Source organism: Streptomyces sp. AMJ-169 (assembly GCF_055597585.1).
The window spans coordinates 150,619-162,452 of sequence record NZ_JBVLTJ010000007.1 but is presented as its reverse complement, the minus strand read 5'-3'; the positions used below and the strand labels follow the sequence as shown (position 1 = coordinate 162,452).

General features: G+C 70.1%; 13 protein-coding genes and 2 pseudogenes. 8 read left to right on the top strand and 7 right to left on the bottom strand.

What is annotated here, in order from left to right; translation table 11 throughout:
* Positions 1 to 918: a 5'-methylthioadenosine/S-adenosylhomocysteine nucleosidase family protein gene (locus ACYUD3_RS19155; RefSeq protein WP_470971345.1), complete on the bottom strand. Its 918-nt coding sequence runs from the start codon at positions 916 to 918 to the stop codon at positions 1 to 3.
* A gap of 169 nt (positions 919 to 1,087) precedes the next feature.
* Here ACYUD3_RS19155 and ACYUD3_RS19150 point away from each other — a divergent pair, with 169 nt between their 5' ends.
* Positions 1,088 to 1,627, top strand: coding sequence for a hypothetical protein (locus tag ACYUD3_RS19150; RefSeq protein ID WP_470971342.1), 540 nt, complete (start codon positions 1,088 to 1,090; stop codon positions 1,625 to 1,627).
* A gap of 46 nt (positions 1,628 to 1,673) precedes the next feature.
* On the opposite strand, the gene ACYUD3_RS19145 is transcribed toward ACYUD3_RS19150, so the two are convergent.
* The gene (locus ACYUD3_RS19145; RefSeq protein WP_470971340.1) at positions 1,674 to 2,105 is read right to left on the bottom strand and encodes a hypothetical protein; all 432 of its coding nucleotides are present in this window, start codon (positions 2,103 to 2,105) and stop codon (positions 1,674 to 1,676) included.
* Position 2,106: 1 nt separating this feature from the next.
* Between ACYUD3_RS19145 and ACYUD3_RS19140 the strand changes: the two genes are divergently transcribed.
* Positions 2,107 to 2,331 (top strand): hypothetical protein, encoded by a 225-nt coding sequence (locus tag ACYUD3_RS19140; RefSeq protein WP_470971337.1) that lies wholly within the window; start codon positions 2,107 to 2,109, stop codon positions 2,329 to 2,331.
* Between the two features lie 165 nt (positions 2,332 to 2,496).
* Here the strand turns inward: ACYUD3_RS19140 and ACYUD3_RS19135 are convergent, their stop codons facing one another.
* Complete coding sequence (locus ACYUD3_RS19135; RefSeq protein ID WP_470971335.1) at positions 2,497 to 2,655, bottom strand: hypothetical protein; 159 nt, start codon at positions 2,653 to 2,655, stop codon at positions 2,497 to 2,499.
* Between ACYUD3_RS19135 and ACYUD3_RS19130 the strand changes: the two are divergent.
* The 3 genes and pseudogenes from ACYUD3_RS19130 to ACYUD3_RS19120 all read left to right on the top strand — a co-directional run.
* Positions 2,618 to 2,800, top strand: a pseudogene (locus tag ACYUD3_RS19130) (hypothetical protein); the annotation flags it as partial. The gene ACYUD3_RS19135 and the pseudogene ACYUD3_RS19130 overlap by 38 nt on opposite strands.
* Positions 2,786 to 3,192, top strand: a pseudogene (locus ACYUD3_RS19125) (hypothetical protein). The pseudogenes ACYUD3_RS19130 and ACYUD3_RS19125, both read left to right, overlap by 15 nt.
* A 588-nt stretch (positions 3,193 to 3,780) precedes the next feature.
* On the top strand, positions 3,781 to 3,942 hold the full coding sequence (locus ACYUD3_RS19120; protein WP_470971332.1) for a hypothetical protein: 162 nt from the start codon (positions 3,781 to 3,783) through the stop codon (positions 3,940 to 3,942).
* A 183-nt stretch (positions 3,943 to 4,125) separates the two neighbouring features.
* On the opposite strand, the gene eno is transcribed toward ACYUD3_RS19120, so the two are convergent.
* On the bottom strand, positions 4,126 to 5,409 hold the full coding sequence (gene eno / locus ACYUD3_RS19115; RefSeq protein ID WP_470971330.1) for a phosphopyruvate hydratase: 1,284 nt from the start codon (positions 5,407 to 5,409) through the stop codon (positions 4,126 to 4,128).
* A gap of 93 nt (positions 5,410 to 5,502) precedes the next feature.
* Here eno and ACYUD3_RS19110 point away from each other — a divergent pair, with 93 nt between their 5' ends.
* Positions 5,503 to 6,363 (top strand): winged helix-turn-helix transcriptional regulator, encoded by an 861-nt coding sequence (locus ACYUD3_RS19110; protein WP_470971327.1) that lies wholly within the window; start codon positions 5,503 to 5,505, stop codon positions 6,361 to 6,363.
* Positions 6,364 to 6,391: 28 nt separating this feature from the next.
* Positions 6,392 to 7,102, top strand: a complete 711-nt coding sequence (locus tag ACYUD3_RS19105; protein ID WP_470971324.1) for a pyridoxine/pyridoxamine 5'-phosphate oxidase — start codon at positions 6,392 to 6,394, stop codon at positions 7,100 to 7,102.
* A gap of 9 nt (positions 7,103 to 7,111) precedes the next feature.
* Here the strand turns inward: ACYUD3_RS19105 and ACYUD3_RS19100 are convergent, their stop codons facing one another.
* The gene (locus tag ACYUD3_RS19100) at positions 7,112 to 8,413 is read right to left on the bottom strand and encodes an NRAMP family divalent metal transporter (RefSeq protein ID WP_470971321.1); all 1,302 of its coding nucleotides are present in this window, start codon (positions 8,411 to 8,413) and stop codon (positions 7,112 to 7,114) included.
* A 210-nt stretch (positions 8,414 to 8,623) separates the two neighbouring features.
* On the opposite strand from ACYUD3_RS19100, the gene ACYUD3_RS19095 reads away from it, so the two are divergent.
* Complete coding sequence (locus tag ACYUD3_RS19095) at positions 8,624 to 8,842, top strand: cold shock domain-containing protein (RefSeq protein WP_470971318.1); 219 nt, start codon at positions 8,624 to 8,626, stop codon at positions 8,840 to 8,842.
* A gap of 21 nt (positions 8,843 to 8,863) precedes the next feature.
* Here the strand turns inward: ACYUD3_RS19095 and ACYUD3_RS19090 are convergent, their stop codons facing one another.
* Entirely contained in the window at positions 8,864 to 10,924 is a 2,061-nt protein-coding gene (locus tag ACYUD3_RS19090) for an eCIS core domain-containing protein (RefSeq protein ID WP_470971316.1), read from the bottom strand.
* 193 nt (positions 10,925 to 11,117) lie between these two features.
* On the bottom strand, positions 11,118 to 11,747 hold the full coding sequence (locus ACYUD3_RS19085) for a TetR family transcriptional regulator (protein WP_470971313.1): 630 nt from the start codon (positions 11,745 to 11,747) through the stop codon (positions 11,118 to 11,120).
* Positions 11,748 to 11,834: the final 87 nt, after the last annotated feature.

Genomic DNA, 11,834 nt, shown 5'->3' with positions numbered 1-11,834 from the left:
TCATGCTCCGGGTGACAGGGGTCGGTCTTGGCGGATGGTGAGAGAGCCTTTCTGGACCGCGTTGACCGTGCCGTGAGTGTGTGCGGTGTTCACCTGCACCGGCCCGCCGACTGAGTCAGTCCCGGGGGCCTGCGGAACTCTGTCGTGAGGGCGCGGGGCCCCTCCCTGTCCGGGGGCGAGGGAGGCGATGACCGCAGCCGCCGCCGCGGCTGCGTGGGCGGCGGCCAGGGGCTGTGACCCGGTGGCGTCGGCCGCCGCCTTCGCGCCGTCCGCATAGTCGCTCAGCCCCCGGATCACCAGTGCCTCCAAGCCCCCGAGGCTGGCGGCCTCGGCGAGACCCGCGCTCTCCATGTCGATGGCCGCTGCGTCGTCGAAGGTCTCCGCCAGCCGCCTGCGCATTTCTCCTGTCATCGTGTTGAGGACCGCCTCGCCGGCCGCGATCGGCTTGAAGTGCACAGTGGGTCCCCTCCCCTTCTTCTCCCACTGAAGGCGTACATCCGGGGGAACCCGCGCATGCCATTCCCGGCCGCGCAGAGCGTGCCGGGCCGCCTGTGAGATCTGGTGCGAGGAGGGCCAGGACTGAGGGCGCGGGAGCGTGCCCGCCGTTGTGTGCTTGGCGCCCTCGTACGCGTGGATCCGGGTCGCCACCACGACGTCCCCAAGCGCCACATCACTCTTCAGTGCGCCCGCGACACCGACGAACATTACAGCCCACGGACCCAAGTGCTGCCGGGCCTGTTCGGTCACGACGGCGGTGGGCCGGTTCCCTGTGCCGACCTCGGCCAGAGCCACCACCCGTCCAGTCCCCGTGAGCACGCCCATCTCGAAGATGGTCCCGTCATGAACGACACGCCTCATCTCGGATAGGTGAACCCGAAAGGCCTCGTACTCCAACCCCAGAGCGGTCAGTACCACCACAGGCCGAGATTCGATACCACTCACCGGACCCCCAAAGAAGGCAACATCCCTACTCGTACGGACTTTCCCTCGTTCGAATGCATCGGCCCCGCGCCACGGCAGGTCTCTTCGCATCCTTGTCCGTCTGCTGACAACAATAACGCCACCCTCTGACAATGAAGGAGCTCCTGTGGGAGAAGAAGCGACCTCCGTCAAGGCCCTGTTCCTTGAATACCAGCAGACCAAAGAGGAACAGAAGTCCAGGATCGCCTTCCGTGACAACCTCCCCTACGTCACCCTCGGCCTCGTCGCCGCCATCCTCGTCGCCGGCATCCAGGCCGGACCCCTCACCCCACCGCTCCTTCTCCTGGTCTCCGCGGCCACCCCCGCCTTGGGCTGGACCTACCTCGTCAACGACAAGAAGATCAGTGATATGGGGCGCTACATCCGCACCAGCCTCGATCTCCGCCTCGGCGCTGCCAGCCAGGAACAGGTGACGATGTTCGGCTGGGAGCACTTTCACCGCGGTGACGCCAGGCGGACCCAACGCCGGACCATCCAGTGCGCCGTCGATCTTGGACTGTTCACCGGAATCCCAGGCGCGGCGCTGACCGCCTACTGGGCCGGTCCTCAAAACTCCGCCCTAACGCTGACGGTATCCGCTGTCGAAGCAGCAGCGGTGATCACATTGGCAATCCAGATCATCATCCATGCCAAAGCTAGTCACTAAATGAATAAATTCAGAAACCTATCTGATCTCGATGAGTCATAATTCATCAAATTGGAAACCGGTCGGCTCGCGCGACACCTTTCAGGCACGGAAACTCGAGAACCGCAGAAGTTTCCTGTCCCTCCCCGCATGGCAGTCCGCCGAAGCCCCCGCACGAAGGACGGGACAGCCGTGGGGGCGAGGTCGACGGCGCGGTCCTGCTCGCCCACGATGTTGAAGTTGAAGGGGACAGCGCCGTCGAGGGCATGGCCGGTGTGTTCTGTACGTACGAGTCGGGCATCCCATCCGGCCGGGTGGTCTGCCGGTTGACGCCGATGCCGAAGGGGGAGCCGGGGTTTTCCTCGAACAGCGGGATACTCGATCCGGAGATGTAGGTGCGCAAGGTGGGCAGGTCACCGTTCACGACGACATGCAGACGTTGAATCCTGACTTGGACGATCTGCGCGCGGTCGTCTTCGACCTGAAGGGCCGGACTCACCGTGCACTCCAAGGAGTTCACGCACGCCGCAGCCATCGCAGCCGTCCTCGACGCTCTCCCGTACGGCACCGGCAGCGTCGACGAGGCCGAGAACCTCACCGACTCCGTTCTCCGGCACGCCGGATACGCGGTGCAGCTCAAGCCCAAGGGTGCCGAGCACTACACCCGCGCCGCCCGCTACACCACGGCGGACATCGTCGCGGCGGGGAGACTGATCGTCACGTAGACGACCCGCCGTACAGGTGAACAGATTGCCGACGTCAGCGCCGACACGGTCGCGATGCCCCTCTCCGTCGCCGAGGTCCAACAGGGCTTGGCGTTCCCCGGCGAGCAGCGCGCCGTGCTGGACCGCTCCTCACTGCCGGACACGGCGTCGACGCGGTGATCGGCGTCACGGGCGGCGAGCACGGCCTTCCTGCGGCGGATCGGCCGGCCCGACCGGACGCCCGCCGCGCTGATCTTCGAGATCGACGTCCCGCGCCAGGAGTACAGGGGGCTCGCCGGGGTCGACGCCCTTCAACGGCACCATCCCGAAAGGTGAGGTCGGCATCAGCCCCGCCTACCCCGGCCTCCGGCACCAGGTCTGGCGGGCCGAGTAGGGCGACGGGGGCCGGCTCCACCCGGCCGAAGAACTGGACGTGACCCTCGTCTTGCGACTCGTCGACATCAAGCACACCCTGATGCGCAACAGCCAGTCGGCCACCACCTATGGACTGGCCCAGGCCCTGCGCGTCGCCGCGAAGGAACTCGACGTTCACCGCACCTGTATGGCCAGCCAGAAGGCGTGGCCTGTCGGCCGAATCGACAACGTGCCCCGCAAGGTACAGATCGACGGCTTCCTCCTCGTACCCGGGAGGCGGGATTGCCTTGGCCACATCAACACTCGTCTCGACCTGATCAACTGTGTCTTCCACGACTAGGACGACGATCCCGACTACCACCCGCACTTCTGGGTGTACGACTTCGAGAAGTTGGTGCAGCTGTTCACGGAGGCAGGATTCGCCGGAGTCGAACTGTGGACCTTCGATCCCGGGTCGCCAGTCCGAAGCGTGAGTGGGTGAGCGTGTACGCGGCCGCCACCAAGTAGCGCTTCTGCGCGAGGAAGACAGCGAGCCCTCGCCTGGTCGGTTGAACGCAGGCTCTACAAATCGGCTGAATCTGCGGTTTCTGGTGTTGGCGCATGATCTGGGGCTAGCTACGAAAAGCGTGCGCGTGTGCGCCCCGTACTGCACCTCCCCGTGTCCAGGTTGGCGTTGTGCGCAATATGCGAAGGGGTATGTCCTGGACACCCATGTGAGAGGGCCCCGGCGCGTGTTCCTGGCTACCAACCTGAAACGCACCGAGGCCCTGCTCCCAGGCGAACCTGAGAGGAGAAGTACGTGAGCGTACCTCGGTATGTGGATGCCCAGGGTGGATGCCCGGCACACGGCGCAATGGGGTGGCACGTCATCGTCGTCATCGTGTCGATCACGGTGATCGTGCTTGTGCGCCCCGGTGTGAGCCCTGAGTGGCTTACTGCTGCGGTTGCTTTGATCGCCGCAGCCTCTAGCTCTGTCCAGCGCAACTGACCAGCAGGCGGAATTGCGCTCAGCTCCGTCTCGTGGTTCGCGAGACGGAGCTGGTGGGCGGAGTAGCCATGAGGTAGCGGCGAGCGGTATGGCCGCAAGGTAGGGGCTTGGTCTCGGCCGGCCAGGCCCCCAGCGTGGCGGCGACGGGCGTTCCCAAGGCGAAGATCGACTACAAGTCGGAGCTCCCCCGGTCCGGCGCGGAGGCGATCCTGCCGGGTTTGCGGGAGTCGTCGGCGGAGGTGAGTAACGTGCCGTCCACATCGGCGTAGACAACGGCGCTGGTGAACCGACGTGTCCGCGAGGTGGGTGAGCCCGTGAGGGCCGAACGTCTCAATGCCTCTTCTCCAGTCGGCCGCTGACAGCCTCAGCAGGAGGTTGCCGGAGACAGGGGCCTGACCGAAGGACGGGTTCCCCAAGTCCTGGTGGCCCGCTGCTGTCTGCCGCGTCCGCCGTCAGCGCCGCAGCCCCAGCGCCGCGCGGCCCGCGTAGCGCGCCTGGGATCCCAACTGCTCCTCGATGCGGACCAGTTGGTTGTACTTCGCGGTGCGGTCGGCGCGGGAGAGGGAGCCGGTCTTGATCTGGCCGCAGCCGGTGGCGACGGCCAGGTCGGCGATGGTGGTGTCCTCGGTCTCGCCCGAGCGGTGGGACATGACGACGGTGTACCCGGCGCGGTGCGCGGTGCCCACGGTGGCCAGCGTCTCGGTGAGGGTGCCGATCTGATTGACCTTCACCAGGACCGAGTTGGCGATCCCGTCCCGGATCCCCGCCTTCAGCAGCGCCTCGTTGGTGCAGAAGACGTCGTCGCCGGTGAGCTGGCAGCGGTCGCCGAGCCGCGCGGTCAGCTCCCGCCAGCCCTTGTGGTCGTCCTCGGCCATCGGGTCCTCGACGGAGGCGACGGGGTGGCGGTCGACGAGCGCGGCGAGGTAGTCGGCGTGCTCGGCGGGGGTGCGCCGCACGCCCTCGCCGGTGTAGTCGTAGACCCCGTCGCGGAAGAACTCGGACGCGGCCGGGTCCATGACGAGGGTGATGTCGGTGCCGGGCTCGTACCCGGTCCGCTCGATCGCCCGGACCACGAAGTCCAGCGCCTCGTCGGCGGTGCGCAGGTCGGGGGCGAAGCCGCCCTCGTCGCCGACGTTCACGCTGTGGCCGGCGGCGAGCAGGTCGCGGCGCAGGGTGTGGAAGACCTCCGAGCCCATGCGGACGGCCTCGGCGAAGGTGGCCGCGCCGACCGGCGCGATCATGAACTCCTGGAAGTCCAGCGGATTGTCGGCGTGGGCGCCCCCGTTGACGATGTTCATCATCGGCACCGGCAGCAGCCGGGCGTCGACCCCGCCGACGTAGCGGTACAGCGGCAGCCGGTGGGCGGCAGCGGCGGCTTTCGCGGTGGCCAGGGAGACCCCGAGCAGCGCGTTCGCGCCGAGCCGCGCCTTGGTGTCCGTGCCGTCCAGCTCGATCATCGTGCGGTCGACGGCCGCCTGGTCCTCGGCGTCCAGCCCGGTCACCGCGTCCGCGACGCTCTCGTTCACCGCGTCGACCGCGCGGCGGACTCCCTTGCCGTGAAAGCGAGTCGGGTCCCCGTCGCGCAGCTCCACCGCCTCGCGGGCCCCGGTGGAGGCCCCGGACGGCACGGCCGCGCGGCCGAGCGACCCGTCCTTGAGCTCCACGTCCACCTCGACGGTCGGATTCCCTCGGCTGTCGATGATCTCCCGTGCGACGACCCGGCTGATGGCGGTCACGGTGCAACTCCTCGCGCTGGGCCCGCCGAACGGCAGGCGTTAAGTTCCGCACAGAAACAAAGTGAGTCCTGAAAGAGAACCTACTATGGGCGCATGAGGAGGCACAACGCTGACGAGAACTGCGGCATCGCCCAGGCCGCGGTCGTCCTGGGGGACTGGTGGAACGTACTGGTGCTGCGCGAGATCGCCCGCGGACACGTCCGCTTCGACGCGCTCGCCGCCGAGATCGGCCTGTCCCGCAACGTCCTGACCGAACGGCTCGGCCGGCTCGTCGCCCAGGGAGTGCTGCGGCGCAGCCTCTACCAGCGGCGCCCGGTGCGCTACGAGTACGTGCTCACCGACGCCGGGACCGCGCTGCTGCCGTTGCTCGTCGCCATGCAGGACTGGGGGGACCGCTGGATGCTGGGCGACGGCGGCCTCACCGCGACCGCCGAGGCGGCCGGCGCCGAACACACGCGGGTGCACGCCCTGGCCGGCACCCGCCTCCCCGACGGCCTCCAGCTCCCCGGATCCCAGGGCGCCGGCATACCCCTCGTCGACCCCGACGCCGCCGCGACCGTGCTGTTCACCTACCCTGGCACCGGCGTCGAATGGGGCCCGATCCCCGGGGCCGCCGGCTGCACGCTGGAGCACCGGCTCTTCCGGGACGCCGGGCGCGCGGGGGTGGCCGTACGCGGGATCAGCACCCAACTCGTCCATGAACAGGCCGAGTTCGCGCGGGCCGAGGAGATCCCGTACCCGCTGCTCTCCGACGCGGCCCACCAGCTGGCGGCGGCCCTGCGGCTGCCGGCCTTCCGGGGCGCCGGACGGCTGCGGCACAAACGCCTGATCCTGGTGGCGGACGCGGAACGGACCGTGCGGCATGTGCTCTTCCCGGTCGACGACATCCCGTACGCGGTCGCGGAGAGCCTGCGGCTGGCGGCGGAGTGCGCCGGGGGCGGCGGGGAGCTGTGAAGACGACTACGAATACGAAGGAGACAGCGTGGGCGAGTACGAGGGCGTCGGCGTGCGGGAGGGTGAGGGAGTCGAGGAGACCGTGAGCGTGCGGGAATGGCTGCGAGGGCTTGCGGTGTTCGCCGGGCCGCTGCCGGACTTCGACCCGGCGGACACCCCCGCCGACCCGGTCGAACTGTTCCTCGGCTGGCTGCGCGAGGCGGTCGCGGCCGGTGTGCCCGACGCGCACGCCATGACCTTGTCGACGGTCGGCGCGGACGGCGGCCCGGACGCCCGCGTCCTGATCCTGAAGAACGTGGACGACGACGGCTGGCAGTTCGCCGCGCACGCCGGCAGCCCCAAGGGACGCCAGCTCGCCGGGCAGCCCCGCGCGGCCCTCACCTTCTACTGGCCGCTCCTGGGCCGGCAGGTCCGGGTCCGGGGCACGGTCGGGCCCGCGTCCCCCGAACAGAGCGCCGCCGACCTGCTGGCCCGCTCGCACTCCGCCCGCGCCGAGGCGCTGCTGGGCCGGCAGAGCGACCACCTGGCCGACCCCGCGGAACGCGACCGGCTATTCCACGAGGCGCTGGCCCGCATCGAGGCGGAGCCCGGTCTGGTCAGCCCGGAGTGGACGCTCCTCACCCTCGTCCCGGCCGAGATCGAGTTCTGGCAGGCGGACAAGGACCGCCTCCACAAACGGCTGCGCTACGAACGCGCCGCCGGCCGCGGGGGATGGGAGCGCCACCCGCTCTGGCCGTAAACGCGCAGGTCAGGGGCCGGTCCGGAGCAGCTGCCACAGACCCGCCCCGCTGACCGCGGTGATCAGCGCGGTGACGGTCCACCCGGCGGCGAGAAGCCACGGACCGACCGCGCGGTCGCCCATGACCCGTGGGTGCCGCGCCGCCTTGAGAAGGAGGACCAGGCCCACGGGGGTCCCGACGGCGCCGATGATCCCGGCCCAGTACAGGATGGTGATCGGCGGGACCGAGGAGTACGCGGCGCAGGTCCCCAGCAGGATCGAGACGCCCATCGCGGCGAAGAACTTGGGCGCCTGCCGGGGCCGCAGGGACAGGCCGCGCGGCCAGTCGAGGTGGGTGCCGGTGATGTACGCGGTGGTGGCGACGATGACGGGCAGCGCCACCAGGGTCGAGACGAGCAGGCCGAGCGCGAACAGGTCTCCGGCGAACGCCCCGGCCACCGGCCGCAGCGCCTGCGCCGCGTCCTGGGCGGTGTTCACCTCCAGGTGATGCGCGCCCAGGGTGGCGCCGGTGGCGACGAGGATGAACCAGAAGACGAGGGTGGCGAAGAAACAGCCGGCCAGGGCGTCGAAGCGGCGCAACCGGTAGGCGGCGAAAGGGGTGTTCGTCTCGGACTGGGCGATGGTCTGCCAGATGTAGACGTAGCTCGTGGCGGTCGTGCCGATGAGGGACATCGCGCCGAAGACGAAGTCGGCGTCCCAGCGTATGCGCGGGATCAGCGTGCCGACGGCCACGGCGTGCCAGTCCGGGCGGGAGAGCAGGGCCGCCGCCGCGTACACGAACAGGATCAACAGCAGGTAGCGCAGGGCGCGTTGGAGCACCTGGTAGCCGACGGCGAACACCACCACGAGCAGGGTGAGCGCGAGCGGCGCGACGAACCACCGCCAGTCCCACCCCACGAGCAGCCCGAGCGCCGCCCCGCCCGCCTCCAGATCGGCGGCGATGGTGATCACGTTGACGCAGAGCACCGAGCCGAGCAGCAGCCACCGCACCCACCGGCTGTGGATCAGCGCGACCGCGCCCTGAAGATCGAGCCGGGACGCCAGACCCACCCGGGTGGCGATCGCCTGGACCACCGCGAGCAACGGGAACAGCGCCAGCACCAGCCAGCCCATCGCGTACGACGTCGACGCCCCGATCACCACGAGCGTGGCCACCGTCGTCGGATCGGCGTCCGACGCCCCGGCGATCAGGCCGGGACCCAGCGCCCGGACCCGCGCCCGCCAAGTCAGCGCCGGGGCCGGGGTGTTGGAACTCTTGGACAAGGAGAGGGGGCGCGGGGACTGGCTGCGGGAGGCGGGTTCTGTGGCCATGACCGATGTGATGTCCATACCGGGCGGAGGGGGAACCGCCGCCCGCAGGCGCACCGGAGCTTTGCCGCTCGCGCCATGCGCACGGCGATGCACCGCTCCGCACGGCGATCGCCGCTGTGGCCACGGCGTGCACCCCGCACGGAATGGGCATAAGCCCCGTGCCGGACAGCCGGCCAGGCGCCCGGTGACACCTGAAGGAGGCACACGGGAGTGAGCGAGCGAGTCGGCGGTGTGGTGCGGTGGTTCAACCAGGCCAGGGGGTACGGCTACATCGACGCGGACGACGGCGGTGAGATACAGGTGCACCGCAAGGACATCGAGGACGGCACCTTCGTGACGGAGGGACTCCGGGTCACCTACGAGGTGTCGCAGGCCGAGGGAGGGGAGCCGCGGGCCGTACGGGTGCACATCATCGAGCACGCGCGCTGACACCCGGGCCGGCGCGCCCCGTCACCGCCCGGCCCGCGGCCCGACCAACTCCTCGTACAGCGCCCGGCGTTCCTCCGAGACCTCCCCGGTGGCGGCGATCGCCTGTTCCCAGTCCCGCTGGATCTGCTCCAGATAGCCGCGCCAGCCGCCGTCGGAGCGGGAGTCCAGCTCCGCCAGGTCGACGTAGCGCTCGTTCTTGGCCAGGCCGCCGGAACCGACCTTGTCCCCCTTGTGCCCGTGCAGGACGGACTCGGGGTTCGACGTGGCCTCGGTGGAACGGACGTCGTGCCGGTAGCCGACGGGGCTTTCGGCGTGCGGCGCGATGGTCTCGACGCCGACCTGGAGGGAGCCGTCCTTGTCCATCGTCGGGCGGTGGTAGACCAGCAGGACGTGGCCGTACGAGCCGTTCGGCAGGACCATGTCGCCGTTCCAGTCCTTGGAGCCGAGCCCGCCGCCGGAGATGTCCATGCCCCACAGGTCCGGGCTGGCGGCGCCGACGGTGAGCTTGTTCGTGGCGGACGCCAGGAGGCCGCCCTTCTCCTTGAAGTCGCCCCGCTGGTCGTCCTTGTTGGCGCTGATGGAGGTGCGGTGGGTGGCGTAGTCGCGCTCGGCCACGTGCTCCTCCCGCTCCCCCTTGGCGGCGTTCTGGGTCACGCCCAGGAAGTGCGGCAGCCAGTAGGCGGCCTCGTCCTTCGAACTCAGCGCGGGGATACGGATGTTGACACGCCCGCCGTGGGCCAGCGCGCGGATGACGTCCTGCCCGTGGTCCGCCACGTGCCGCTGCTCCTCGGGGTCGTAGAGCTGGAGCCCGTGGCGCAGGACGAGCAGGATCTTGGTGAGCATCGCGCGGCCCGCGGTGTCCTTCGCGGCGTAGTCGGGAGCCTTCTTCTTGCCCTTGCCCAGCGGGGCGCCCTCCGCCGGGATCTCGCCGCCGTGCATCCGGCCGGGCGCCATGCCCTGCGGGTAGAGGGTGTCGACGGCGGTGTCGCGGATCTGCTGGTCGCGCTCCTGCTCCAGGCTCTGCCGCGTCTGCGGCGCGGTGCCCGGCGCCTGGGTGAGCATGAACCGGCCGAGCGTGTAGGCCGGGTCCGTCGGCGTGAGGGTCTCCGGGTCCCGCAGGACCGGATGGTTCGCCCGGACGGCCAGCGTCGCGGTGAGCACGCGTTTGCCGGCCGCCAGCTTCAGCCAGTCCCGGAACGGCCCGGCGGTGTACTCCTCGGCCTCCGCGTAGGTGCCGATCCCCACGTCCTTCAGCCACTTCGGATCCAGCTCGGACAGCCGCCTGATGTCGGCCAGGTCCTGGTCGTCGAACGCCTCACCGCGCATCACCCGCCGGTCCAGGGTCTTGCGCAGCCGGGCGGATCCCTTCAGCATCCACTGCTCGGGCCACCAGGTGCCGGGCGCGAAGACGTTCCGTTTGGACGTCGCCTGGATCGTGTGCTGCTCGATGGACCGGCTGAGGCGGGCGATGATCTGCTTGTCCTCGGGGACTGTCTCCTGAGCGGGTCCGGCGGCTTCCTGCTCGGCGGTGCCGGCCGGCCCGGTGCGCTGGACCAAGACCCGCCGGCCGGGGGCCCGTTGTACACCAGCCGCCTCGCCGAACACCGCACTGGCACCGCCCGACCGCATCCGTACGGCGTTCGACTCCGCTTCCCGTTCCTCGCCGTCGTCCGGGTGCGTCATGTTGAACCCGCCGCCCGTCGGATGCCCGGCCGAGGCCCGCTGCCGGTTGCGGACCGCGTGCGTCAGTTCATGGTCCAGCGTCTTCGGATCGCCGCCGCCCTTGCCGATCACGATGTCCTGGCCCACCGTGAACGCGCGCGCCTGCACCACGGCGGCCGCCTCCTCCGCGGCCGGACCGGTATGCATCCGCACACCCGACAGATCGGCCTGGAACTGCGTCTCCTTACGGGCCAGGGTCACCCGGTCCAGCGGCCGGCCGGGCGTCCGCAGTCCGGCCTCGACGTCGGAGCGGTCGGGGGCGGGTACGTCCGTCTCGGCGGCCCGCTGTTCCTCTATCGCGCGCTCGCGCCGCATGATCGCCAGCACCGCCTGGTTGCCGGCGCCGGCCTGAAGCCCCATCAACCGGCTGGCGGGCGCTGGGCGTTCGGCTTTCTCCTGACGGTCCGGCGCGCTGGGACGACTCCTGTCATGAGCTTTCATCGACACCCTTTGACCGAGATCAATGAAAACAACGTAAGCCGCCCGTACCGCGTCCGGTACCCCCTGCCCGCCGGGCCTGCCTCGCGGGGCAGACTTCCTGCCCCTCAAGGCTTCAGCGCTGCGCCCAGTGGTAGTCCAGCGGCTCCTGAAGCGAACGCATCGCGAGGTCGCGCACCCGGATGAGCTCCTCGGTGGTGGCCTCGGGGCGGGCCGCCCACTGGCGGTGGGCCGCGCGCATGGCCGTGGCGACGGCGCCGACGGCGAGGTAGGGGCGCAGGTCGGTGTCGAGGTCGACGCCCTCACGCTCGGCGAGGTACCGCGCGATGCGCTCCTCCATCGACAGGGCCCGCTGGAGGTGGGCGGCGAGCAGCGGCGGGGAGAGCTCCAGGAGCCGCTGGATGCGCACCCACAGCTCGCCGGTGCCGTCGTCGGCCTGCATGAGTTGTTCCACGGTGGCGCGGGCGGCGTTGGCGAGGGCGGTGACGGGGGGTTCCGCGGCCGGGCGGGCCCGGAGTTCGCGGAAGCCGATCTCGTCGCTCTCGGAGATGAGGGCGAGCGCGACCTCGTCCTTGGTGGCGAAGTAGCGGAAGAAGGTGCGCGGGGCGACCTCGGCCGCCTTGGCGATGTCGGCGACCGTGGTCTCGTCGTAGCCGCGTTCCACGAAAAGGGTCACCGCGGTGGAGATGATCGCGTAGCGGGTGCGCAGTTTCTTGCGCTCCCGCAGACCCGGATTGACCGTCATCCCGTACCTGCCTCCCGTTCCTTGGGCTGGAAGTCTGTCACAGGGCGGCGGAAGGGGCCGGGGCCCGCCGTCCCCACGAGGGCCCCG

Coding starts and splice junctions, on each gene's coding strand:
- ACYUD3_RS19100 (WP_470971321.1), bottom strand. CDS start 8,413: ATGGCCACAGAACCCGCCTCCCGCAGCCAGTCCCCGCGCCCCCTCTCC.
- ACYUD3_RS19135 (WP_470971335.1), bottom strand. CDS start 2,655: ATGCCGACCTCACCTTTCGGGATGGTGCCGTTGAAGGGCGTCGACCCC.
- ACYUD3_RS19090 (WP_470971316.1), bottom strand. CDS start 10,924: ATGGGGCTTCAGGCCGGCGCCGGCAACCAGGCGGTGCTGGCGATCATG.
- ACYUD3_RS19085 (WP_470971313.1), bottom strand. CDS start 11,747: ATGACGGTCAATCCGGGTCTGCGGGAGCGCAAGAAACTGCGCACCCGC.
- ACYUD3_RS19110 (WP_470971327.1), top strand. CDS start 5,503: ATGAGGAGGCACAACGCTGACGAGAACTGCGGCATCGCCCAGGCCGCG.